Raw genomic sequence first — 22066 nt, 5'->3', positions numbered from 1 at the left:
CTTATCTTCGACCCAGACTGACTGACCCCATGCTGACCGAGAGCCACTTCCACGCCCCCTGGTGGGCACGCAATCCTCATCTGCAGACCATATTGCCCAAATGGCTGCGCCGCCCCCCTGCCCGTTTTGTGGCGGAGCGGTTTGAACTGCAGGATGGGGACTTTGTCGACCTCGCCTGGAGCGGGGAAGTCAGCCTTGATGAACGGCCGCTGATAGTGGTGTTTCACGGGCTGGAGGGGAGCATTCACTCCCACTATGCCAAGGGATTGTTCGCCCATCTGCAGCAAGAGGACAGAGAGGCCGTGCTGATGCACTTTCGAGGTTGCAGCGGCGAGCCCAATCGCCATCTGCAGGCCTATCACTCCGGCGCCATCGGTGATGCGCAGGAGCTGATTGCCGAGCTGAGCCAGCGCTTCCCGGGCAAACCGCTGATCGCCATCGGCTTTTCACTGGGTGGCAATATGCTGGTCAATCTGCTGGCGCGGGCCTGTCCTGCGGCATTGAAAGCGGCGGTGGTGGTCTCGGCCCCGCTGCAACTGGCGAGCTGCGCCGAGCGGGTCAATCAGGGCTTCTCGAAGGTCTATCAGAACTATCTGCTGCGCACCATGCGCCGCAATTTGCTCAGCAAGATCCGCCAGCAGCAGAAAGCGAGTGAACGCTGGCAACCTCGACAAGTGGAGCAGATTGCCACCCTGCGTGATTTTGACGAGCAGGTCACCGCGCCGCTGCACGGCTTTCACAGCGCCAGCCACTACTACCAGAGCTGCTCGGGGCTACCACTGCTGGGCCAGATCCCCATCCCCACCCTTATCCTGCACGCCGCCGACGATCCCTTTATGTCCGATGCCGTTATCCCACGCCCCGAGCAGCTCTCGCCCACGGTGCGCTATGAGCTGAGCCAGCGTGGCGGCCATGTCGGCTTTCTGCACGGCACGCCCTGGCGGCCACGATTTTGGCTGGATGAGCGGATCAGTCGCTGGATTGCCGAGCAGAATTACTCTGCAACACAGAACTGATTGCGTCCCGACTCCTTGGCCCGATAGAGCGCCTGATCGGCCCGCTCCAGCAACTGGCTTGCACTTTCACCGGGCAGTAGCGTGGCAATCCCCTGGCTCACCGTCACCCAAGAGGCGACATCGGACGCCAGATGTTCCAGCTGCAGGCTGGCCAGGCCATCTTGCAGCCGCTTTGCAACACTGGACGCAGTCTGACGGTCTGTATTGGGCAGCAGCAGCACAAACTCCTCTCCACCATAGCGGGCCACCAGATCAGATGGCGTGCGTACCGCACGGTTGAGCGCTTGTGCCACCTCCTTTAGGCACATATCCCCCACCTGATGGCCATAGTGGTCGTTAAAGCACTTGAAATAGTCCACATCGATCAGGATGAGCGAGAGCGGGGCGCCGTTTTGCTGGCTATGGGCCAACGCGCGCTCCAACTCGATATTGAAATGCCGCCGGTTGGCGACACCGGTCAGAGGATCTTGCTTGGCGAGCTGATCAAGTTGGCGCAGCAGCGTCAGATTTTCATGCTCCCGCATGATCGCCAGCTCAAACCAGCGGTGCAGCATGCGGCGGCCAACCTCCAGCACCACCAGACCACAACCCAATCCCAACATGTATAACTGTGGAAAATCTACCCGCAGGTAAAGCTCATTCCATATCCCTAACAGCAATGAGCCGAACACGTATCCATAAAATACCTTCCACGAAGGATAGAAAGCGATCATCGCGGCTAACAGGTTGAGGCGCATGATACCGTTGGAAAAGCTGAGCCCACCTCGCAGCTCGACCTGTCCCAACGTATAAAGATGAACAGCCCACACACAGCCCCAGACCAGGGTGACCAGAGAGGCAGCCCTCAGCCAGGCCCTGTCATTGAGATAATCGCAGAACAGTCCGATAACAGGCAGCAGCAACAGCGCCACCATGACAAAGCCCAACTCACTCTGAAAACGCCATGGAAGAGAGCTGTCACTGGCCAGACCGGCCTGTCGATAGACTTCGTAGCGTATTGCAAGAAACAACACCATCAGCCATTGCAGTAACCAGAACCACACCATGCCGCGACTAATCGCGCGGCGACTGGCCTGAGCCAAATGCTCCACCAGGGTTATTGGCGCGCTGCGTTGCGCTTCAGACAACATCTCTCAGACTCCGGTGAAAAGGTAAAAAGTGATTGCATTCGCGGGATTCAACACAACAATAGCCTGACGATCACCTCTTTTGCTGTGAGACCTTTAAATGATCATTCCCTGGCAAGAACTGGACGGCGACACCCTGACCAACCTGATCGAACACTTTGTGCTGCAGGAAGGTACCGAGTATGGGGAGCAGGATGTGCCGCTTGGCGTCAAAGTGGACGCGGTAAGAGAGCAATTACAGCAAGGCAAGGCAGTCATCGTCTATAGCGAGCTGCACGAATCGGTGAATATCGTGATGAAAGACCGCTTCATTGAGCAGTCTTGACCCAACCGCAATCCGGACCTTATAACGGAATTCCCAAGGAAGAGAGAATCCCATGTCGGCCAAGCACCCCATTATTGCCGTTACCGGTTCGTCCGGTGCCGGCACCTCCACCTCCACCAACGCCTTTCGCTCCATGTTCCATCAACTGGGATATACCGCGGCTGTGGTGGAAGGTGACAGTTTTCACCGCTACACCCGACCGGAAATGGATGTAGCGATCCGCAAGGCGCGCGAACAGGGGCGCCACATCAGCTATTTTGGCCCTGAGGCCAATGACTTCGGGCTGCTGGAGAGCTTTTTCCAGGGCTATGGCCAGGATGGCAATGGCCAGTATCGCCGCTATCTGCACAGCTTTGACGAGGCAGTGCCCTTCAACCAGATGCCCGGTACCTTCACCCCCTGGCAGCATCTGCCCAACAATACCGATCTGCTGTTTTATGAAGGGCTGCACGGCGGCGTGGTCACCGAGGATCACAATGTGGCGCGCCACGTGGATTTTCTGATAGGCGTAGTGCCCATCGTCAACCTGGAGTGGATCCAGAAGCTGATCCGCGATACCTCGGAGCGAGGGCATTCCCGCGAGGCGGTGACCGACTCCATCGTTCGCTCCATGGATGACTACATCAACTTCATCACCCCGCAGTTCTCGCGCACCCATATCAACTTCCAGCGAGTACCGACGGTGGACACCTCCAACCCCTTCAGTGCCAAGGTGATCCCGAGTCTGGACGAGAGTATGCTGGTGATCCGGTTTCGCGGCATCAAGCAGGTGGATTTCCCCTACCTGCTGTCGATGATCGATGGCTCATTCATGTCGCGGATGAACACAATAGTGGTGCCGGGTGGCAAGATGGGCTTTGCGATGGAGCTGATCCTGCGCCCGCTCATCCAGCAATTGATCGAAACCGGCAAAATAACCTGATTCAAAGGAGCTCACGATGCGGCTTGCTTATCTCTCTGTGCTGCTCGCCCTGCTTGGCGGTTGCAGCAGCGGGCCGGCGGCCCCCACGCTGGAGTCCGGCACCATGCTGGTTCGCCCGATGGGCAACTGGACCTATGGTGCAACCCCGCGCTACGCCCTGGCCGAGCAGTATCAATTTGCCGGTGAGTTGGCGGAAGGGTGGCTTGAGCCAATGCAGCAAGCGGTAAGCCGGGAGCTCAATGGCAAGGGATGGCAGAGTGCACCGCTCGACGAGGCGGATCTGTGGGTCGCCATCGGCGTCGCAGGCGGCAAGGATATGAGTGACGGCGAGATTTTCGCCCGTCTTGGCATGACACCCGGGGTATATGCCTCAGCCAACCAGCGCAAAGGGTCGCTGGCCATCGTGCTGCTCGATCGCAAAACCCAGAAAGCGGTCTGGAGCAGCATCATCCAGCTGACCAGCGACGTGAGCATTGCAGACAGCCAGCGTCAGGCACTCAGCCAGCAGCTCGCGGCCGAGCTGCTCAATCGCGTCCCCACCAACTAGCGCTTGTTTAGTGATAAGGGATGGATAGAAAAACGGCTTGCCTCCCGGCAAGCCGTTTTTTGTGGTCTCAACCTCTTGACCCAATCCGGCCTAGGCCAGACCCGGGCACAAAGCTGCACACCTTCAGCTATCTGTGGTCACTTATTTAAGCGTACAGGTCAGCAGTGTGACCCCTTTCTGGGTGAGGAGGGCTTGTTTCTCCTGATTCCAGAAGGTGGTCAGGCCGTCAGAATATTTGGCGCCAGACTCTGACTCCACACGCGCCAGCTTGTGATAAACCCCGGCATAGGGGAACTGCACCATGTCAGCCTGGGCATCATAGGTAACGGCCAGCATCTCTTCGCCACACTGGTATTGGCTGTATTGATACTGGGTAGGTTGCGGGCTGCTGCACGCCGCCAGGCCCAAAAGGGGAAGCAGAGCGATCAATTTTTTCATTGCACTTTCCTTATGTAATGGCTTTATGTCATGGCCTTGTGCTGTGGCCTTACGTAACGGCCTTATGCCAGGGTACCAACGAAACAATCGTTATCAAGCTTCAACAATTTGATAACTATGGGTAATTTGTACCGCTTTTTCCAACATCAGGGAAACAGAACAGTATTTTTCCATCGACAGATCGACCGCTCTGGCCACCTGTTTCTCTGCCAATCCCTTGCCCGTCACCACGAAGTGCAGATTAATCTTCTCGAAAACCCGGGGCACGCTATCGACCCGTTCGCCACTGATATCGACATGGCATGCGGTCACCGACTGGCGCGCTTTTTCGAGGATGGAAACCACATCAATGGAGCTGCAGCCACCGACCGCCAGCAGGATCATCTCCATCGGGCTGGCCCCCTCACCGGGGTTGGCACCATCCAGGATCACCTTGTGACCTGATTCACTCTCACCCACAAACTTCATCCCTTCCACCCAGCTGACCTTGGCTTTCATCTCGCACTCTCTCCTGTTAATCATGATGATGGATCCCTAGCATAACCCAGTCGCTTATCTCTGCCGAACAGGGGGAGTTGGGATGGAAATAGATCAAAATCAACATCTCCGACCTCTATCTTCCCTAGAATGGCCGAAGCGGCGCAGCAGGCATTACTCAAAGGGCTCTGTCAAAAGCCCGCAAAGCCTTGTCAGCACAGGCAAAGGCTCTTATCCTACTGCGACCAATACAAGGAATGGCAAGATTGGCAGCTTGCCCGGACGCACAAGTCCATAAAAAGACACTACAGAGGAATTCTCATGGTCATTGGCAAACCGCAAAGCGATCCCACCCTGGAATGGTTCTTGTCGCACTGCCACATTCATAAGTATCCCGCCAAGAGCACCCTGATCCATGCGGGTGAAAAAGCGGAGACCCTCTACTACATCGTCAAGGGCACTGTGGCCGTCTTGATCAAGGACGATGAGGGCAAAGAGATGATCCTCTCCTATCTGAACCAGGGCGATTTCCTGGGCGAGATGGGGATGTTCGAGGAGAACGAGAATCCCGAGCGCTCCGCCTGGGTTCGCGCGAAAGGCTCTTGCGAAGTGGCAGAGATCTCCTACAAGAAGTTCCGCCAGCTGATCCAGGTCAACCCGGACATTCTGATGCGTCTCTCTGGCCAGATGGCCAAGCGCCTGCAGCACACCAGCCAGAAAGTGGGTAACCTCGCCTTCCTGGATGTGACTGGCCGGATCGCCCAGACCCTGCTCAACCTGGCCAAACAGCCGGATGCCATGACCCACCCGGATGGCATGCAGATCAAGATCACCCGTCAGGAGATCGGCCAGATCGTCGGCTGCTCCCGTGAAACCGTGGGCCGCATCCTGAAGATGCTGGAAGAGCAGGAGCTCATCTCTGCTCACGGCAAGACCATTGTGGTATTTGGCACTCGCTGATGACCCGTCCGCAGGCCTGACTGAGGCCTTGGGATAAAAAAGGCTGCTACGGCAGCCTTTTTTGATCCTCTCCCCTATAATCCCGAACGCCCTTCACTGTTCCGGCATTCGCCCAGAGAGTTACTATGCATCTTCAATGTCCCCGCTGCCGCAGTCCACTCCATCTTCATGAAGCCTCCCAGGGGCGCTATTGCGACAACAAGCATCACTTCGATCCGGCACCGGAAGGTTATCTGGATCTCATTCCCGGCAAGAAAAACCCCAAAGACAGCGACAGCCGTGCCCTGATGCGCGCCAAGCACCATTTCCTGGAAGCTGGCCACCAACTGCCGCTGGTTGAGGCCATGGCCGGCCTGCTCGCTCCGCTGGCCCCACAAGAGCTGATCCATCTTGGGTGCGGTGAAGGCTACTACTGCCGCGCGCTGGCAGAGCGCCTGCCCGGCTGGCAGTTTGCTGGGGTTGATATCGCCAAGAACACCATCTTTGCCGCCAAAAAAGCGCAGCCGGACGGCCAGTTTGTCATTGCCGATCCCGCTCGTGCGCCGTTGCAACCGGGCTCTGCTCAGGTGCTGCTGGTCAACGATCTCAAGGTCAAGACCGAACAGCTGGTCAGCTGGCTGGCCCCCGGTGGCTATCTGCTCTATCTGCAGCCGGGCCCGCGCCATCAGTGGCAACTGCGGGTCAGCCTCAATCCGGTGAGCATGGAACACCCCCTCAGCTGGCCAACCCTCGGCGATCTCAATCCGATGGCTCAACAGCGCTGCCAGTTCAGCCTCACCATGGATCAGGCCATGCGCAGCTTTATTCTGGAGACCAGCCGTCTTGGCTGGCGGGCAACCGGTGAGCAGCGTCACGCTTTCGCGCAACAGGGCCCGGGTGAACTGGAACAGGATCTGCTGCTGACCCTGTGGCAAAAAGCCATCTGATCACTGGGCGGGAGCCTTGCAAGGCTCCCACCCCGTATTTTCCCGCCCCCCCCATTCTCCCCTGCTTGATCTAGCTCACAACTTGAGCCATCGACTTTGTTGCTCAGAACAGCCTTGATGTCAAAAAAGTCACTAGAAAATAATCCATTGAATTTAATCTCTTTTTACCCTGTCAAAAACCGTCACATCCAGTCTTGATAACATTCCCGCCACCCCAATTAAACAACGATGGATTCAGGCCCAGTCAAGGTTAGGGCGCCTACCGTGTGGCTATCGGACCATTTCCGATTTCACAGAACCGACAACAAGTTCGGAAGTGTTTACATCAGAGGAATAACGCATATGAAGAAGTCTGCACTGACTATTGCCATCTCCAGCCTGCTGCTGGCGAGCGGCGCCCATGCTGCTACCGTTTACAACCAGAACGATACCAAGCTGGAAATCGGTGGCCGCGCTCAGGGTATGTACTACGGCACTGACAACAACGATGCTGAAGGTGACCAGAGCTACTTCCGTCTGCACGTTGCTGGCGAGACCAAGATTGCTCCCGAGATGAAGGCGTTCGGCTTTGCCGAGTACAACCTGCCGACCTCCGGTTCTGACAACGACGAGCTGCGTTATGCCTATGCCGGTATCAAGCACGACCGTTTCGGCGCATTCAGCTATGGTCGTCAGGATGGCCTGTTCACCAAGGCCGTCAACAACTATACCGACGTCCTGCCCGAGTGGGGCGGTGACGGCCTGGGCAAAGATACCGAAGTATTCGGTACCGGCCGTACCAATGGCTTAGCCCAGTACATCTACAACTATCAGGGTCTAACCCTGGGTGCCCAGTTCACTGGTAACAATGACCCGCAGAATGCAGATCGTTCCGACTTCAAAGATGTAAATGGCAATACTACTTGGAACAAGAAAGGGTCCAAAGAAGGCTTCGCAGTTTCAGCCAACTACGATTTCGATATGGGCCTGAGCCTGGGTGCTGTATATAACCAGGCAGGCAAGACCGACGAACAAGCCCGCTTTGCTGCCTTCAATGGCGACCACGATGCCAAGCTGATGGGCTTCGGCGCCAAATATGCAACTGGTGACCTCTACCTGGCTGCAACCTACTCCCACGGTGAAGATCACCTGTTCGTCAAGAACGGTTACGCCGAGAAGATGGATGGCTACGAAGCCGTTGCCCAGTACACCATCGGCAAGTTCAAGCCTTCTCTGGCTTACCTGCGCACTGACGTGGAAGATTCCGCGCAAGGTATCGATGATACCTACACCGAGTACGTATCTATCGGTGCCTGGTACAACTTTACCGAGAACTTCAACGCCTACGTTGATTACAAGCTGAATCTGCTGGACGACGGCACAGTTTCCGGTACCAGCAAGCTGGGCCAGAACACCGACGACGTAGTCGCAGTTGCCCTGCAGTACAACTTCTAAGTAATTGGAAGTCAGTTATACCCTGTGATACCAATGTCTACTGTTTGAATTACTTCCGGCCGCTCTGCGGCCGGTTTTTTTATTGCGCCTTTTCAGCACCTTGCATATAACTATCGAGCGGATTGATGGCAATATCCGCGCCGTTGACAGGGAGTGACAAGGAGATATTCACGGATGAGACAAGCGCGCGGGAACATAGACTGGCAACGCGGGTGGCTGTTGTTGCCACTGTTGTTGATATCGCTCATCTGGAGCAGCACGGCAGATGCCAGCTGGGATCAGAGCCTTTATCGTCAGCTGGGTCTGGCCGGCAAGCTGGATAAACAGACCTTCCGTCAGGCACTCAACAGTTATCAAACTGTGCACCACAAACGAAAACCCATTCTCACCATCATCGATTACAGCAAGCCATCCACCCAGCGCAGGCTGTTTGTCATCGATATGAAACGCCACAAGCTACTCTATCACACCTGGGTCAGTCATGGCCGCAACTCAGGTGAACTGGCCGCAAAACGCTTTTCCAACCAGCTCAACTCCCGACAAAGCTCCCTCGGCGTCTATCGCACCGCAGAAACCTATCTGGGCAAGCATGGCTACTCCCTGCGGCTGGACGGGCTCAGCCCCGGCAAGAACAGCAATGCCCGCAAGCGTGCCATCGTAGTACATGGCGCCGCCTATGCCAGCCCGACCCATCTGCGCAAATATGACAAGCTGGGCCGCAGCTGGGGTTGCCCCGCCCTGCCCAAAGAGCAGGCCAGAGCCATCATAGATACCATCAAGGGGGGGAGTGTCATCTACGCTCACGGCTAGCGGGCACAACATCAGAAAACGCAAGGCCAGCGATCGCTGGCCTTGTTTGTTACGCTTTTCACTCTAAACGTGGCGCGTTATTGGCGCACCACCAGTACCGGACAGGGTGCATGACGCACCACAGACTCGGCGACACTGCCTACCAGCAGATGGCTGATACCGGAGCGACCGTGGCTGCCCATCACGATCAGCTCAACCTCATCCTCCTTGGCCTGAATGACAATCTCATCGGCGGCGCGGCCAAAGCGAATATCAAAGGTGGCCGGGATCGGCAGGGTGGCAACCAGCTCTTTGAGCTGGGTTCTGGCCTGACGCTCCATCTCGTGAGTAATCTCGATGGCCGTCATATGAAGGATCTTGTAACTGTCAAAACCGTGCAGTTGATCAACCACGTGGATCAGCTTGAGCTGGGCCTGATGGCTCTGTGCCATGAAAACGGCATAGTCGAGTACCGCGCGAGACATTTGGGAAAAATCGACTGGACAGAGCAGAGTCTTGATCGATGGCATAATGCAGTCTCCTCTACTGATTGGGGTGCTATTGAATCTTTACTCGATCATAACGATCCAGCCGCAAATAACCCTCGACCCTGTCGCAAAATGGAGATGCGGGATGTTTTCTCCGCCCGCCGCGATCAATGCATGGTATAAATCAGGTGATAAATGCTCTCCTCACCCCTGCGAGGATAATGCTGACTATGCTGCGCATCGCTTGTTTGCTGCTTTGCTCTCTGTGTGCGATCGCCCACGCTCGCACAGCTGATGTTCACGTCTATTGCGATGGCTGGCCCGGTTTCTGCCAACCGGATGGCCGCGGTATCTATCTCGATCTGGTGCGAACCATCTACCAACCCCATGGCTATCAGATCGTGCCCCATATCGTGCCCTACAAACGCGCCGTCGCCATGGTAGCCAAGCAAGAGGGGGATATGGCGATGAGCGTCTATCTGGACGAGATCAAGGGGGTCAAGCAGCCCCGTCAACCCGCCTCCGCCGATGATGTGACCGTCTTCATGCTCAAGCAGTGGCAGCCACAATGGCGGGGAGAGCGCAGCCTGGAGGGAGAGACCGTACTCTGGCGGCGAGGATGGGTGCTGGATAAATATCTTCCGGTCACCATGCGATGGCATGAGATCGACAACCATGAGATGGCCCTGCAGCTGATTGGCAAGGGGCGCTATCGCTATTATCTGACCGCTGGCGTGCTCCATGCCGCCGATGAGACCCCAGCCAATATGTACCGCACCATTTTGCGCTGGATCCCGACTTACCCCATTTTTGCCGATACCGAACAGGGCGACCGGCTACTGCAGTTGTGGGACCAGGAGATGGTGAATCTGATCCGTCGCGGCACGCTGGCCGAGATATATCGCCATTATCACCTCTATGACTACTACCGCGACTTTCTCGAGGAGCAGGCGGTCAAGGTCGGCGAACACTGATCCCACCATAGGGGAAAGAGAAGGATGCCGCAGCCCCGTCAACAGTGACCACCGCCAGCAACCTGCCCATAAGCAACACCTTGTCCATTGCGGTTTGAGTCACCGTTGCCATGCCACAACTCAGGGTTGCCGGAACCCCTTCGCCAATCGGTCATAGAGGATCACATTGACCGAGGCAGCCAGATTCATGCAGCCTTGAGTCGGCACATAAACCACATCTTTCACCGCGCCATAGAGGGCAGGATCGAGCGTGCCATCCTCCGGCCCGAAGATATAAAAAGCGCGTTCCGGATGGACATAGTCGGGGAGCGGTGTAGCGCCGTCGATCAGATCGACCACCACGGGCACGCATCCCTGCGGGATAAACGCCATCAGATCATCCACCCCGAGCAGCGGGATTTTCTCCACCATCTGCTTGGTATCAGTGGCAAAGCGGCGCGCCAGCTCGAAGCGGTTGCCGGTGTAGTAGACCTCGTCCACCCCGTAACAACCCGCAGCCCGCATCACTGAGCCGACATTTTCCGGAGACTTGGGATTGACCAGCCCCACACAGCAGAATGCACTCTTTTCCATCATCTCTCCTCATCTTGCGGCGGCCATTATAAGCCGTTGCAGGGCCACCGACCCGTTAAAAGTCCCCTCCCCGGCTAAACCGCTTGCCAACCCATCTTTGAATGTCGATTTATTGTGCGCAATCCGACAAATCTTGCACAAGCCGATAGCCAGCAAACGTTTCCCAGCAATAATGGACAAACGTTTGCAAATGGATGTTTGTCTATGACTGAGCGTGAACAAGAGATCCTCGCCCTGCTGCGTCAGGATCCCATGATTGCCCAGCAGGAGCTGGCCGATCGCCTCGGCATCAGCCGCTCTGCGCTGGCCAGCCACATCTCCAGCCTGATCCGGCAGGGGTATGTGCAAGGCAGAGGTTATGTACTGCGAGAGGGCCCTTACGTAGTGGTGATCGGCGGTGCCAATATGGATATTTGCGGCACCAGCCACGACAACCTGCTGCTCGGCGACTCCAATCCGGGCAAGGTGCGCACCTCGGCCGGTGGTGTTGGCCGCAATATTGCCGAGAATCTGGCGCGGCTCGGCAGCGATACCCGACTGCTGACTGCAGTCGGCAACGACCAGTATGGTCACCATCTATTGGAAGTGAGCCAGCGGGCCGGCGTCGATGTGCGCCAGACTCTGGTGCTCGATGGCCACACCACCTCCTGTTATCTCAGCCTGCATGATGGCAGCGGCGAAATGAGCTGCGCCATCAATGACATGGCCATCATAGAGCAGCTCACCCCTGCCCGCCTGACCCCCCTCGCAGGCTTTCTCGGCGGTGCCCGGCTTTGGGTGCTCGACACCAATCTGGCCATCCATACCCTCGACTGGCTGTTCGAGCGACAGGGGGAGCACGCCATCTTTGTCGATACCGTTTCGGTGGCCAAGGTGGAGAAGATCCGCCCCTGGCTCGGCAAGATCCACACCCTCAAACCCAATCGCAGCGAAGCCGAGCAGCTGTGCGGCATGACCATCGCCGGGCCCGAAACCTGGCCCATGGTGGCCGCCTGGTTCCACCGCGCCGGGATCAAGCGACTGTTCCTCAGTCTGGGTGAACAGGGGATCTTCTACAGCGATGGCGAGCAGCAGGGCCATCTACCGGTGCTGGGCAGCCCGGTACTCAACGTCACCGGCGGCGGGGATGCCTTTATGGCTGGCCTCGCCCACGCCTGGCTGCAACAGCTCGACATTGCCCAAACCACCCGCTTTGCCCTGGGCTGCGCTGCCCTCACCGTCAATTGTTCCGATACCGTTTTTTCCGGTCTGAGCAAGACCGCTGTTGACCGCATACTGGAGGAGTACTCATGCTGAACGCTTACCTCGATATCCAACCGGAAGTGGCTGCCGCGCTGGCCGCTGGCAAACCGGTGGTCGCCCTCGAATCTACCATCATCTCCCACGGCATGCCCTATCCGCAGAACGTGGAGACGGCCCGTCAGGTTGAACAGGTGGTGCGCGATAACGGCGCCATTCCGGCCACCATCGCCATCCTCGACGGCCGCCTCAAGGTGGGTCTGGATGCCGGTGCGCTGGAAGCGCTGGGCCGGGCAGGCCACAGCGTCACCAAGTGCAGCCGCCGCGACATTCCGTTCGTACTGGCGCGCAAGGGGATGGGAGCCACCACGGTCGCCTCCACCATGATCATCGCTGCCATGGCGGGGATCCGGGTCTTTGCCACCGGTGGCATTGGCGGGGTACATCGCGGCGCACAGGAGACCTTCGATATCTCGGCCGATCTACAGGAGCTGGCGCAAACGCCGGTGGCCGTAGTCTGTGCCGGTGCCAAGTCGATCCTCGATATCGGGCTGACCCTGGAGTATCTGGAGACCCAGGGGGTGCCGGTGATCGGCTATCAAACCGAGGAGCTGCCCGCCTTCTACACCCGCGAGAGCGGCTTCAAGGTCGATTATCGCCTCGATACCCCGGCAGCCATCGCCGAGGCGCTACGCCTCAAGTGGGAGCTGGGACTGGCGGGCGGCGCCGTGGTGGCCAACCCCATCCCGAGCGCACACGCCATGCCGAAAGCCGATATCGACGCAGCCATTGCCCAAGCGCTACGTGAAGCCGATGAGCAGGAGATCAAGGGCAAGGCGTCAACCCCCTTCCTGCTGGCCCGCGTCTGCGAGCTGACTGGCGGCAACTCGCTGGCGGCCAACATCCAGCTGGTACTGAACAACGCGGCACTTGGCGCCCGCATCGCCGCCAGCCTCTGAGCGCACACCGATACCTCGCCATGTAAAAGAGGGCCTCGCGGCCTAATGCCGATCAGTTAAGGATCCATTGACCGATCCTTCTGATGTGTGAAAATCCGAAACCTGTTGATTGGTTTCGGATTTTTTATGCGTATCGACCAGGCTCTCGACTTCCTCCACGCTAGCAATGCCGCTCAGTTTGAGTCACTCTCCGACCTCATTCCCAACGAGCTCATCACCACTCTGCTCGGCGAAGAGGGCGTCGCTACCCTGCGCCGTCGCCGTATGCCCATGGAGCGCCTGGTCTGGGCCATCATCGACATGGCTATCTTCCGCCACGTCCCCATGACTCAGCTGGTCAATCAGCTCGATATCCTGTTGCCCGGCGACCGCCCCTTTGTCGCCCCCAGCGCCTTCCTGCAAGCTCGCCAAAAACTGGGGGACAAGAGCATCGAACGCCTGTTTCACGAGACAGCTTCGCGCTGGCACCAGCAGGCTAATCATCCCGGTTGGGCCGGGCTGCAACTGCTCGCCGTCGATGGCGTGATGTGGCGCACACCCGATACCCCGGACAATGCCGCTGCGTTTGCCAAACCCGGCCCCCAGCATGGCGAGACCGCTTATCCGCAGGTGCGCATGCTCTGCCAGATGGAGCTGACCAGCCACCTGCTCACGCAAGCCGTCATGGAGAGCTGCGCCGTCAACGAGATGGTGTTGGCCGAACGGCTTGTCGCACGCACGCCGGACCACTCGCTCACCCTGTTCGACAAGGGGTTCTACTCCCTCGGCCTGCTCCACGCATGGCAGAGTGCGGGCGTTGAGCGGCACTGGTTGCTGCCGCTCAAAAAGGGCACCCAATACGAGGTGGTGCGCAAGCTGGGGCGCCAGGATGCACTGGTCTTGCTGAAAACCAGCCCACAGGCGAGGAAGAAGTGGCCGCACCTGCCGGACACAGTGGAAGCCCGCCTGCTGACCCGCCACATCAATGGCAAGGCGCGCCAAGTGTTGACCTCAATGGTCGACCCGATGCGTTTCCCGGGGGCCGATATCGTTGAGCTCTACAGCCACCGCTGGGAAATCGAGTTGGGCTATCGGGAGATGAAGCACAGCCTGCAACAACACCGGCTGACCCTACGCAGCAAGAAGGCGGCGGGGATACGGCAAGAGCTGTGGGGCGTGCTGCTGGCGTACAACCTGCTGCGCAGCCAGATGGTAAAGATGGCGGCGAGTCTGAAGGGATACACGGCGAGCCAGCTGAGTTTTCACATGGCATCGGTGTACCTCATCCATGAACTGAGTTGCATGCCGTACCTGTCACCGGGGAGTATCCCGAAGCGGGTGGCGGAGCTGGATAAGCAGGCGGGGCAGTTTGTATTACCGGAGCGAAGGGAGCGGAGTTACCCCCGCAGTGTGAAGGTAAGACCGCAAAAGTATGCGGTGCAAAAAGCCAATAAAAACAATGCCAGTCAAGCTTAACTGACTGGCATTAGCCTCGCGGCCCTCTTGTTGTTTTTGCTATCTGCAGCGCTATTGCAACTCTGTGTTATTGCAGCACCACGCGCCCATTGAGCGGTTGCACAGGCCGGTTGTTGGGGTGGTGCATCACCGCCTTGAAGGCGTCGATCTGGGCCTGACTGACCTCGACCGGCTGCTTCATCACCAGCCAGCGCACTCCTTCCGAGCAGGGAGGCGTAGTAAGGGAACCGCTGAAACGGTAGTAGTCATGGCTTTCGGGCAGCAATTGCTCAGCAGAGAGCGGCGCCTTGAGGGCCTTGTTCTCCCCCACCTTGGCCGGTAATGCACTCCAGGCTGCCGCCAGCGCCGGATTGGCCTTGCCAGCCTCGAACATCACAGCCACCACGGCGATCTCTCCCTTGTCACTGACATGCACCAGATGCCCTTCCAGCGGATAAGATTTGCCCTCGATGAGGTTTTCACTCGGGGCGTGGAAGTGGAACTGCTTTAGTTCAAACGTGGTGCCATCGAGTTGCAAGGTGCTGCCCGGGGCATAACCGACCTGCACGGTATGACCGTTGTTGACCACGGTCTTGCCACCCGCCTGATAGTGGAGTACCAGCGGGGCCAGTTTGGCCTCGACCAATCCGCTCAGGTTAACCGGCGACTGATTGCTGCCCGCACACTGACCAAACTCCGGGGTCAGCTTGGCCCAGTGGGCAGGCCCCGCCTCACCGTTATATTCCCAATGAGGAGCGGCAGCAAACACGACAGGGCACAGTAACAGGGAGCAGGCCAACAGAGACTTTCTCATCATACATCCTTATCTTGATTGAAAAGCACGACCATCCGGCGCCGCTCCAAAGAACAAGACGACAGAGGGAGTTGAAACGCAGAGTACAATTTGCTCATCCTGTCGGTTTATTATTAATGATGCATTTGATAGGTATTTATTTAACGGCAGAATGGCAAAGCATATTGAATAATCGCTTTATTCAATGACAGCAATCTAATTAATCGCCTGTTCATTTTCTTTGCTTCGCACATAATCCAGACATGATGCTAATTCCATACTCTCCTCTTAATTATCCTGCCCTCATTTTGCCAACAAATTATATGTGATTGTTTTTATTGTAAATAATCAAGCAAGCCTGATTTTGATCAATTAATGAGCAGCACTTTGACGTCATCCTTGTCTTGCTGGCATAAACAGCATCAAGGGAGATGACGCAATGAGAAAATATTGTTTGCTAGTGGCACTGATATTACCCGGTGCCGGTTGGGCGAATGAACCCATACAGCCCGTGGAACCAGCCAAGGTGACAAACCCGGAAAAAGTCGAGTTGGGCAAGATGCTGTTTTTCGAGCCAAGACTCTCCAAATCCGGCGCAATCTCTTGTAACTCTTGCCATAACCTGGCGACCGGTGGGGTGGATAATCAAGTCAGCTCACTCGGCCATAAATGGAAAGTGGGTCCCATCAATTCCCCGACCGTACTCAACTCCAGCCTCAACTTCGTGCAGTTCTGGGATGGTCGCGCCAAGGATCTGAAAGAGCAGGCGGCGGGCCCCATCGCCAACCCGCTGGAGATGGCATTTACCCACAATCTGGCAGTAGAAACTCTGCATACCCTTCCTGGTTATCGCACCCGCTTCAGCGCTGTTTATGGCAAGGACAACTTCGGCATTGACGAAGTCACCGATGCCATCGCTGCTTTTGAAGAGACCCTGGTTACCCCCAATGCCCCGTTTGACCGCTGGTTGAAAGGGGATAGCAAGGCACTGACCGCACAACAGCTGAAAGGGTATGAGCTGTTCAAAGCCAAAGGATGCACGGCATGCCACAACGGGGTCGCTATCGGCGGCAACTCTTATCAGAAGATGGGACTGGTCAAGAGTTACAAAACGGACAACCCGGCTCAGGGTCGCGGTGCCGTCACCGGAGAGAAGCAGTTCATCGGCTGGTTCAAGGTACCCACCCTGCGTAATATCGAGCTGACTTATCCCTACTTCCACGATGGTGCAGTATGGGATCTGAAAGAGGCAGTCCAGATCATGGCTGATATCCAGCTGGGGCAGCGCCTCACAGATCAGGAAGCCGAAGATATGACTGCCTACCTCAAGAGCCTGACCGGTGAGCAACCGCAGATCGTGTTGCCACAACTCCCACCGTCACAACCTGATACCCCCAAACCAGAGGTAAAAAGCTGATAAAAAACAACAGGGGCCGTGGCCCCTGTTGTCTGCTACCTTACCGGACGATTCAGCGATCCCGATTCAGGGCGATCAGACGATCAAGAATCGCTTCACCATCGGCACGCAAACCGTTGTGCTCATACTCATTGGTGATCCAGGCGCGACTGTTGCCAAGGCCACGCAGGGTTTCGCGGCTGTAGTCAAACTCCACATACATATCCTCGGCATAGACGGCGCAGGCTACCGGCACCTTGTTGCGGGCCAGCTGGGCCGGATTATAGAGCGCCCCCCAGTCCGCCTTGTTGGCCAGCAGATGGGCCGCCTCTTTCAGGGGCAGCAACTCGTGGAACTGCTCGAACATCCAGGGGTAAACCATCTCGCCGGTGAAGGCGAAATCCTTGCCAGGCGCCCAGTTCACCGCAGGAAACTCCCCTCTGACCCGATCCGCCGCCCAGCGAGTCGCCTCCCCTTCGGCGTAGATAGCCTCGTGCAGGATGGCAAACAGCGGGTTGGTATTGAATGGCTGCATGCTCTGCACCTGATAGAGAAAGGCCGGGCTCAGCTTGTCGCCGATAAAGGCCTCTTCCAGCAGGTAATAAAGCTCCTCGAAAGCACCCGTAGCGCCGAGATCCAGCCCTTGCTGCTGGAACTGCTCCACCGTCAGGCGCTGGCCGTTGGGCAGCCGCACATCGTGCTGGTGCAGATGGTTAGCCAACCGGTTGGCAATCCCCTGAGCGTGGGGGAAGCGGGCGAAGAAGGCTCGGTTCTTGTCAGCCACCCGCTGATAGGTGGCACGGTAGACCTCCTCGGCACTGCGGCCGATCGGTGCGATACCGCCGGTGATATAGACCTCCCGCAGACTGTCGGGGAAAAGCGAGAGGTAGGTCAAGCAGCAAAAACCACCAAAGCTTTGCCCCAGCAGGCTCCAGCGATGCTTGGGACTCAGCTCCAGCCGGATGAACTCGGCATCTTGCACTATGCTGTCGGCGCGAAAATGGCTGAGATACTCCGCCTGCTCGGCTGGGGTCATTTTGGCCAGAATCTGCCCGTGGATGGGGCTCGACATCCCGGTGCCACGCTGATCCAGCAGCAGCACTCTGAACTCCTGCAACGCCCGCTTGAGCCAGCCACTGTTGGCCGTCGGACGCGGCGCGCCGAAACCGGGACCACCCTGCAAAAAGAGCAGCCAGGGGAGCTTCTCATCGAGCTTGTCTTTGCGGCAGAGGGTGCGGGCAAACAGGGTAATGCTGTCACCATCCGGCTCATCATGATCGAGGGGAACGGTAAAAAAGTGCGGCTCGCAATGAATGCCGTCCAGTACATAGCTCAAGGGGCTGTTCATCTGGGGTCTCTCCGTCAGGATGGGAACATCATTGACCCCATCATAGCCCCGCCCAGCCACAGGGTCACTCCGGTTTTCCAAAATGTTAACAATGGCTTAAAGGTCGAAACATCACCCGACAAGCCGCTCTTCAACGGTGCTGAATTAATTGTTTTGCAGGGGAGATTGACGCCATGGCGCCATTCAACAAAGATGGCTCGCCTGCACAGGAGTGCAGCCATTCAGGCCGACAAAATGGATAAGGGAATGTGATGAAACCGAAGTGGATCAGGGCCAGAAAAAGAGAGAAGAAGCCATGCCCTGGCAGCATGCTGCAGACCGGAATGCTGCTGTTCAGTGCCACCTGTGGCGCAACGCTCTTTTTGGCAGCATGCAACAGCAACTAGAAATGAAAAAGCCCGCTCGATTGAGCGGGCTTTTCGAATTTGGCTCCTCCTACTGGACTTGAACCAGTGACATACGGATTAACAGTCCGCCGTTCTACCGACTGAACTAAGGAGGAATTGTGGTGCCCAGAGACGGAATCGAACCGCCGACACGGGGATTTTCAATCCCCTGCTCTACCGACTGAGCTATCTGGGCAACGGCGCGCATTAAACCCTTTCCAGCGCAGCGTGTCAACCATGATGGCACGATAAAAAGCGCGTTCGCTCAACAACCGAACGAAGCGGCCATTTATTATCCATTTCAGTCCTGTTTGCCGTACTTGCTGGCCTCTGCACGCCCTGCAGTCTGCGCCAATATGATGGAAATTCGAGGTTCAGTGGGTCCGCCGCATTGAGCCGAATCCACTCTGCGAGTATGCTTTGCCGCAATGATACCGCCTGGAGGCAACATGAGTCTGAATATGCAAGAGTGGCGTGATGAGACCACCGAGATCGTCAACGAACTGCTGGCCGATGGCAGCAATCCCGATGCGGATTACGACATCGAGCACCACTTCGCCTGCCAGGATTTCGACCGTCTGGAAAAAGCAGCGGTTGACCTGTTCAAGGCCGGTTTTGAAGTGACCGATGCCGAAGAGATGGAGCTGGATGACGGCGCCACCATCTTCTGCTTCGATGCCACCATCGAGTGCAAGCTGAATGTCGAAGCGATCGTCGCCGATATCGCCAAGATGCTGCCCATCCTGGAAAAATACGGGGTGGATTACGATGGTTGGGGCACCTACTTCCAGGATTGATCCTGCCTCCATCGTAAAACAACAAGGCCACCTTGCGGTGGCCTTGTTGTTTCTGACGATCTCTCACGCCAGATAGCTGGCAGCAAACTCCGCCGGCGGCAGTGGGCGACTGAACAGATAGCCCTGTAGCCGATCACACCCCGCCTCGGTCAGCCACAGCTGCTGCTCGGGTGTCTCTACCCCTTCGGCGGTGATGCGGATCCCGAGCTCATGGCCCAGCCCGATGACCGAGCGCACGATAGCGGTGGTCGCGCTATTGCTGGCCAGCCCCTGAGTGAAGCTGCGATCCAGCTTGAGGGTCGCCACCTGCAAACGCGGCAGATAGGCCAGTGAACAGTAACCGGTACCAAAGTCGTCGATGGCCAACTGAAAACCGGCGGCGATCAGGTTGTCGAGGTTGGTCTCAATCTCGTCGGCATTCTCCATCAGTACCCCTTCGGTGATCTCCAGCTCCAGCTGACTGGCCTTGAGACCATGGCGAGCGATGCAGGCAGAGACCCGCTCACAGAGCGCCGGATCACGGAACTGCAGCGGCGAGAGGTTGATGGATAGCACCATATCCGGCTGCACAGTTTGCCACTGCGCCAGCTGGGCACAGCCCTGCTCCAGCATCAGCTGACCAAGCTGACCGATGATCCCCATCTCTTCCGCCAACGGAATAAACTCGTCGGGGGAGATCATCCCAAGCTCGGGATGGGGCCAGCGACAGAGCAGCTCGGCGCCGTGCAGCCGGTGAGTGCGGGTACAGATAATGGGCTGATAGACGGCTACCAACTGGGCGGACTTGATAGCGAGCGGCAACTGGGCGGCGATCAGCTGACGCCGCTTGAGCCGGGCATGCAGCTCGGGATCAAACAGGGTGCAGTACTGTTGCTGCCGTTTGCCCTGCGCCAGCGCAGCCTCGGCATGACTGAGCAACCGCTCGGCATCGCTTGCCCGCCCCTGGGCCAGCCCGAGAAACACCGGGATCTGGATGCGATGATCTTCCACCTGATAGTGCTCCATCAACTGCTGCTGTAGATGCAGGCTCCACCCCTGCAATGGCTCATTGAAATCCGGCAGCAGCAGGCTGAAGTCATCGGCAGCGACCCGACAGAGCAGAGAACGCGGCGGCACCAGCTGCTGCAATCGCTTGGCCACCTGGCTCAGCAGGCGGTCGGCAATCCGGATCCCGAAGCGATCGTTGATCTCACGAAAATGGTGCAGATCGACCAGCACCAATGTGGCACTGCGTCCCCCAAGATGGCGGCTGGTCTGCAAGAACCGGGAGAGTTTGAGCAGTCCGGTCAGACTGTCGTAGTGCTGCTCCTGCTGCAACTGCGCCTGAGTGGTGCGCAGGCCGGTGATGTCACGCCCCAGCGTCAGGATCCCGAGGGAGTGACCATCACCATCGGGGACATCGACCCGGGTGATCTCCATGTGTCGCCCCTGCCCGCTGGCATCCAGCAGACAGCACTCGCCATGACCCATCCCCTGCGGCGCCGCCAACCGGAACGGCAGTTGCTGACCCAGCACCTCATCCGCCCCCTGGCCGATAAAGTCGAGAAACGCCTGATTGCACTCCAGCAACACCCCGTTGTGATCATCGAAACGGATCAGGTCAGGAATGGCATCGAGCAGAAAACGCTGCAACAACTGCTGCTTTTTGACCGTCTGTTCCAGGCTCTTGCGCTGGGCAATCTCGTTAACCACCCCGAATACTGCGCACGCCTCTCCCTGCGGGGTGTAAAGAGGCACCTTGTGCACCTCCATCCAGCAGGTATTCCCGCCCCGGTTGCAATGGAGCTGCTGATACAGCATCGGCACGCCTCCGGCAAGCAGCTGCTCATCCTCACTGCGAAAGAGATCGCCCCAGGGCATCTCTGCATCTGTCTTGCCGACGACCTCGGCAGGCGACTCCAGCTTGGCTTCACGGGCGAACTCCCGATTGGCGAACAGGTAACGCCCATGACTATCCCGACAGAAGATACTCATTGGCAATTGGTCGATGATCTGCTGCAGCAGATCCGGGGTGAGCATGTTAGTCACAGGGGTGCTTATGGAGGAATTTCGAGCAAATCTATGATAGCAAACCAATTTTGTAAAGCACCCCGATCACCTCCCCATAACACCTAACGCTGGATGGTTGCTGACAGAGATTGTCGCTCCGGCGATAATAGGCGCCGGTTGGCCAATGGCCTGGTGATATGGACGAGAGAAACAAGATGAAAAAGATGATGGGGAGCGCATTGGCGCTGCTGCTGGTTGGTTGTGCTGGTGACAATAACGGCGGTGAGGAGTATCGCTACAACCCGCCAATTGCCAAGGCAACCAACAACACTCAGGAGATGGCGATCCCGGTGGATCTGGTGTGGGCTCGCGCCGAGAAGTGGTTCACCGATCACGGCCTCACCATCGAAAACAGCCAGCGTGGCTCCGGCCTGATGACTGCCAACGTCAACCAGTCAGCCGACGGGCTGGAGTGGCTGGACTGCGGTACCATGGGTTCCAAAGTTGCACTGGGCAACCCGAACCTGCAGATCAACTTGATCATCACCCAAAGCGGCAACAGCAGCGTGGCCACCGTCAACGTCAAGGGCAACACCGAGCTGTTCTTCGTTGAATCCTCAGGCGAGCGCGTACCGGCCCCGTCCATCAAGCCAGTCTGTGTCTCCCGCGGCACCCTGGAGCAGAGCCTGTTTGCCACCCTCGGCAACTGATTTCTCTTCCCTGCAAAGA

23 protein-coding genes and 2 tRNA genes are annotated in these 22066 nt (G+C 57.5%); 15 read left to right on the top strand and 10 right to left on the bottom strand.

What is annotated here, in order from left to right; all coding sequences use genetic code 11:
• Positions 1 to 29 precede the first annotated feature (29 nt).
• Positions 30 to 1016 carry a hydrolase gene (locus tag ACTG1P_RS17910; protein ID WP_440001848.1) on the top strand — a complete coding sequence of 329 codons (987 nt, stop codon included), beginning with the start codon at positions 30 to 32 and terminating at the stop codon, positions 1014 to 1016.
• Here the strand turns inward: ACTG1P_RS17910 and ACTG1P_RS17905 are convergent.
• Complete coding sequence (locus ACTG1P_RS17905; protein ID WP_440001847.1) at positions 995 to 2146, bottom strand: GGDEF domain-containing protein; 1152 nt, start codon at positions 2144 to 2146, stop codon at positions 995 to 997. The genes ACTG1P_RS17910 and ACTG1P_RS17905 overlap by 22 nt on opposite strands.
• Before the next feature lie 97 nt (positions 2147 to 2243).
• On the opposite strand from ACTG1P_RS17905, the gene ACTG1P_RS17900 reads away from it, so the two are divergent.
• From ACTG1P_RS17900 to ACTG1P_RS17890, 3 genes are read left to right on the top strand one after another with little or no spacing between them, the layout of a single operon-like run.
• A complete protein-coding gene (locus tag ACTG1P_RS17900) occupies positions 2244 to 2468 on the top strand; it encodes a YheU family protein (protein WP_005335298.1) in 225 nt (74 codons plus the stop codon).
• A gap of 52 nt (positions 2469 to 2520) precedes the next feature.
• Entirely contained in the window at positions 2521 to 3390 is an 870-nt protein-coding gene (locus ACTG1P_RS17895; protein WP_346198142.1) for a phosphoribulokinase, read from the top strand.
• Between the two features lie 16 nt (positions 3391 to 3406).
• A complete protein-coding gene (locus tag ACTG1P_RS17890) occupies positions 3407 to 3937 on the top strand; it encodes a DUF4136 domain-containing protein (protein ID WP_201932275.1) in 531 nt (176 codons plus the stop codon).
• 141 nt (positions 3938 to 4078) lie between these two features.
• Here the strand turns inward: ACTG1P_RS17890 and ACTG1P_RS17885 are convergent, their stop codons facing one another.
• On the bottom strand, positions 4079 to 4375 hold the full coding sequence (locus ACTG1P_RS17885) for an MliC family protein (protein ID WP_005348285.1): 297 nt from the start codon (positions 4373 to 4375) through the stop codon (positions 4079 to 4081).
• A gap of 93 nt (positions 4376 to 4468) precedes the next feature.
• Positions 4469 to 4873, bottom strand: coding sequence for an OsmC family protein (locus ACTG1P_RS17880; RefSeq protein WP_069556412.1), 405 nt, complete (start codon positions 4871 to 4873; stop codon positions 4469 to 4471).
• Between the two features lie 300 nt (positions 4874 to 5173).
• On the opposite strand from ACTG1P_RS17880, the gene crp reads away from it, so the two are divergent.
• From crp to ACTG1P_RS17860, 4 genes are all read left to right on the top strand, one after another.
• A complete protein-coding gene (gene crp, locus ACTG1P_RS17875; protein WP_005335304.1) occupies positions 5174 to 5812 on the top strand; it encodes a cAMP-activated global transcriptional regulator CRP in 639 nt (212 codons plus the stop codon).
• A 125-nt stretch (positions 5813 to 5937) separates the two neighbouring features.
• On the top strand, positions 5938 to 6738 hold the full coding sequence (locus tag ACTG1P_RS17870) for a putative RNA methyltransferase (protein WP_440001846.1): 801 nt from the start codon (positions 5938 to 5940) through the stop codon (positions 6736 to 6738).
• Positions 6739 to 7080: 342 nt separating this feature from the next.
• A complete protein-coding gene (locus ACTG1P_RS17865; protein WP_440001845.1) occupies positions 7081 to 8172 on the top strand; it encodes a porin in 1092 nt (363 codons plus the stop codon).
• A 174-nt stretch (positions 8173 to 8346) separates the two neighbouring features.
• The gene (locus ACTG1P_RS17860; RefSeq protein ID WP_440001844.1) at positions 8347 to 8982 is read left to right on the top strand and encodes a murein L,D-transpeptidase catalytic domain family protein; all 636 of its coding nucleotides are present in this window, start codon (positions 8347 to 8349) and stop codon (positions 8980 to 8982) included.
• A gap of 77 nt (positions 8983 to 9059) precedes the next feature.
• Here the strand turns inward: ACTG1P_RS17860 and ACTG1P_RS17855 are convergent, their stop codons facing one another.
• A complete protein-coding gene (locus tag ACTG1P_RS17855) occupies positions 9060 to 9491 on the bottom strand; it encodes a universal stress protein (protein ID WP_005335309.1) in 432 nt (143 codons plus the stop codon).
• Between the two features lie 188 nt (positions 9492 to 9679).
• Between ACTG1P_RS17855 and ACTG1P_RS17850 the strand changes: the two genes are divergently transcribed.
• On the top strand, positions 9680 to 10423 hold the full coding sequence (locus tag ACTG1P_RS17850; protein ID WP_440001843.1) for a hypothetical protein: 744 nt from the start codon (positions 9680 to 9682) through the stop codon (positions 10421 to 10423).
• Positions 10424 to 10543: 120 nt separating this feature from the next.
• Here ACTG1P_RS17850 and ACTG1P_RS17845 read toward each other — a convergent pair whose 3' ends face one another.
• Positions 10544 to 10996: an RNA methyltransferase gene (locus ACTG1P_RS17845; protein WP_005335311.1), complete on the bottom strand. Its 453-nt coding sequence runs from the start codon at positions 10994 to 10996 to the stop codon at positions 10544 to 10546.
• Positions 10997 to 11200: 204 nt separating this feature from the next.
• On the opposite strand from ACTG1P_RS17845, the gene ACTG1P_RS17840 reads away from it, so the two are divergent.
• The 3 genes from ACTG1P_RS17840 to ACTG1P_RS17830 all read left to right on the top strand — a co-directional run bounded on the left by ACTG1P_RS17840 (position 11201) and on the right by ACTG1P_RS17830 (position 14649).
• On the top strand, positions 11201 to 12292 hold the full coding sequence (locus ACTG1P_RS17840) for a PfkB family carbohydrate kinase (protein ID WP_108588195.1): 1092 nt from the start codon (positions 11201 to 11203) through the stop codon (positions 12290 to 12292).
• Positions 12286 to 13194: a pseudouridine-5'-phosphate glycosidase gene (locus ACTG1P_RS17835; protein ID WP_440001842.1), complete on the top strand. Its 909-nt coding sequence runs from the start codon at positions 12286 to 12288 to the stop codon at positions 13192 to 13194. The genes ACTG1P_RS17840 and ACTG1P_RS17835 overlap by 7 nt, the downstream gene beginning before the upstream one ends.
• A 126-nt stretch (positions 13195 to 13320) precedes the next feature.
• The gene (locus tag ACTG1P_RS17830; protein ID WP_440001841.1) at positions 13321 to 14649 is read left to right on the top strand and encodes an IS4 family transposase; all 1329 of its coding nucleotides are present in this window, start codon (positions 13321 to 13323) and stop codon (positions 14647 to 14649) included.
• A gap of 67 nt (positions 14650 to 14716) precedes the next feature.
• On the opposite strand, the gene ACTG1P_RS17825 is transcribed toward ACTG1P_RS17830, so the two are convergent.
• Positions 14717 to 15442, bottom strand: coding sequence for a carbonic anhydrase (locus ACTG1P_RS17825; RefSeq protein WP_440001840.1), 726 nt, complete (start codon positions 15440 to 15442; stop codon positions 14717 to 14719).
• A gap of 418 nt (positions 15443 to 15860) precedes the next feature.
• On the opposite strand from ACTG1P_RS17825, the gene ACTG1P_RS17820 reads away from it, so the two are divergent.
• Positions 15861 to 16838, top strand: coding sequence for a cytochrome-c peroxidase (locus ACTG1P_RS17820; RefSeq protein WP_064339529.1), 978 nt, complete (start codon positions 15861 to 15863; stop codon positions 16836 to 16838).
• A 52-nt stretch (positions 16839 to 16890) separates the two neighbouring features.
• Here the strand turns inward: ACTG1P_RS17820 and ACTG1P_RS17815 are convergent, their stop codons facing one another.
• The 3 genes from ACTG1P_RS17815 to ACTG1P_RS17805 form a co-directional block, all read right to left on the bottom strand.
• Positions 16891 to 18165, bottom strand: coding sequence for an alpha/beta fold hydrolase (locus tag ACTG1P_RS17815; RefSeq protein WP_440001839.1), 1275 nt, complete (start codon positions 18163 to 18165; stop codon positions 16891 to 16893).
• Between the two features lie 426 nt (positions 18166 to 18591).
• Positions 18592 to 18667 (bottom strand) — tRNA-Asn (locus tag ACTG1P_RS17810).
• 4 nt (positions 18668 to 18671) lie between these two features.
• Positions 18672 to 18747: transfer RNA gene (locus ACTG1P_RS17805), tRNA-Phe, on the bottom strand.
• A 265-nt stretch (positions 18748 to 19012) separates the two neighbouring features.
• On the opposite strand from ACTG1P_RS17805, the gene rraB reads away from it, so the two are divergent.
• Positions 19013 to 19348 (top strand): ribonuclease E inhibitor RraB, encoded by a 336-nt coding sequence (gene rraB, locus ACTG1P_RS17800; protein ID WP_026034893.1) that lies wholly within the window; start codon positions 19013 to 19015, stop codon positions 19346 to 19348.
• Positions 19349 to 19411: 63 nt separating this feature from the next.
• On the opposite strand, the gene ACTG1P_RS17795 is transcribed toward rraB, so the two are convergent.
• The gene (locus tag ACTG1P_RS17795; RefSeq protein ID WP_440002317.1) at positions 19412 to 21367 is read right to left on the bottom strand and encodes a sensor domain-containing protein; all 1956 of its coding nucleotides are present in this window, start codon (positions 21365 to 21367) and stop codon (positions 19412 to 19414) included.
• Between the two features lie 185 nt (positions 21368 to 21552).
• On the opposite strand from ACTG1P_RS17795, the gene ACTG1P_RS17790 reads away from it, so the two are divergent.
• Positions 21553 to 22047, top strand: coding sequence for a hypothetical protein (locus ACTG1P_RS17790; protein WP_019445036.1), 495 nt, complete (start codon positions 21553 to 21555; stop codon positions 22045 to 22047).
• Positions 22048 to 22066 lie beyond the last annotated feature (19 nt).

The sequence above is a fragment of the Aeromonas sp. 11P genome (assembly GCF_051920165.1).
Lineage (GTDB): Bacteria > Pseudomonadota > Gammaproteobacteria > Enterobacterales > Aeromonadaceae > Aeromonas > Aeromonas veronii.
Note: the sequence above shows the minus strand (reverse complement) of the source record. Positions and strands in the feature narration are given on the sequence as shown.

Bases quoted from the DNA above. Each gene is read 5' to 3' on its own strand.
- ACTG1P_RS17825 (WP_440001840.1), bottom strand. From the start codon at position 15,442: ATGAGAAAGTCTCTGTTGGCCTGCTCCCTGTTACTGTGCCCTGTCGTG.
- ACTG1P_RS17870 (WP_440001846.1), top strand. From the start codon at position 5,938: ATGCATCTTCAATGTCCCCGCTGCCGCAGTCCACTCCATCTTCATGAA.
- ACTG1P_RS17815 (WP_440001839.1), bottom strand. From the start codon at position 18,165: ATGAACAGCCCCTTGAGCTATGTACTGGACGGCATTCATTGCGAGCCG.
- ACTG1P_RS17910 (WP_440001848.1), top strand. From the start codon at position 30: ATGCTGACCGAGAGCCACTTCCACGCCCCCTGGTGGGCACGCAATCCT.
- rraB (WP_026034893.1), top strand. From the start codon at position 19,013: ATGCAAGAGTGGCGTGATGAGACCACCGAGATCGTCAACGAACTGCTG.
- ACTG1P_RS17885 (WP_005348285.1), bottom strand. From the start codon at position 4,375: ATGAAAAAATTGATCGCTCTGCTTCCCCTTTTGGGCCTGGCGGCGTGC.
- ACTG1P_RS17845 (WP_005335311.1), bottom strand. From the start codon at position 10,996: ATGGAAAAGAGTGCATTCTGCTGTGTGGGGCTGGTCAATCCCAAGTCT.
- crp (WP_005335304.1), top strand. From the start codon at position 5,174: ATGGTCATTGGCAAACCGCAAAGCGATCCCACCCTGGAATGGTTCTTG.
- ACTG1P_RS17850 (WP_440001843.1), top strand. From the start codon at position 9,680: ATGCTGCGCATCGCTTGTTTGCTGCTTTGCTCTCTGTGTGCGATCGCC.
- ACTG1P_RS17880 (WP_069556412.1), bottom strand. From the start codon at position 4,873: ATGAAAGCCAAGGTCAGCTGGGTGGAAGGGATGAAGTTTGTGGGTGAG.
- ACTG1P_RS17900 (WP_005335298.1), top strand. From the start codon at position 2,244: ATGATCATTCCCTGGCAAGAACTGGACGGCGACACCCTGACCAACCTG.
- ACTG1P_RS17795 (WP_440002317.1), bottom strand. From the start codon at position 21,367: ATGCTCACCCCGGATCTGCTGCAGCAGATCATCGACCAATTGCCAATG.
- ACTG1P_RS17835 (WP_440001842.1), top strand. From the start codon at position 12,286: ATGCTGAACGCTTACCTCGATATCCAACCGGAAGTGGCTGCCGCGCTG.
- ACTG1P_RS17790 (WP_019445036.1), top strand. From the start codon at position 21,553: ATGAAAAAGATGATGGGGAGCGCATTGGCGCTGCTGCTGGTTGGTTGT.
- ACTG1P_RS17830 (WP_440001841.1), top strand. From the start codon at position 13,321: ATGCGTATCGACCAGGCTCTCGACTTCCTCCACGCTAGCAATGCCGCT.
- ACTG1P_RS17895 (WP_346198142.1), top strand. From the start codon at position 2,521: ATGTCGGCCAAGCACCCCATTATTGCCGTTACCGGTTCGTCCGGTGCC.
- ACTG1P_RS17865 (WP_440001845.1), top strand. From the start codon at position 7,081: ATGAAGAAGTCTGCACTGACTATTGCCATCTCCAGCCTGCTGCTGGCG.
- ACTG1P_RS17860 (WP_440001844.1), top strand. From the start codon at position 8,347: ATGAGACAAGCGCGCGGGAACATAGACTGGCAACGCGGGTGGCTGTTG.
- ACTG1P_RS17855 (WP_005335309.1), bottom strand. From the start codon at position 9,491: ATGCCATCGATCAAGACTCTGCTCTGTCCAGTCGATTTTTCCCAAATG.
- ACTG1P_RS17890 (WP_201932275.1), top strand. From the start codon at position 3,407: ATGCGGCTTGCTTATCTCTCTGTGCTGCTCGCCCTGCTTGGCGGTTGC.
- ACTG1P_RS17840 (WP_108588195.1), top strand. From the start codon at position 11,201: ATGACTGAGCGTGAACAAGAGATCCTCGCCCTGCTGCGTCAGGATCCC.
- ACTG1P_RS17820 (WP_064339529.1), top strand. From the start codon at position 15,861: ATGAGAAAATATTGTTTGCTAGTGGCACTGATATTACCCGGTGCCGGT.
- ACTG1P_RS17905 (WP_440001847.1), bottom strand. From the start codon at position 2,146: ATGTTGTCTGAAGCGCAACGCAGCGCGCCAATAACCCTGGTGGAGCAT.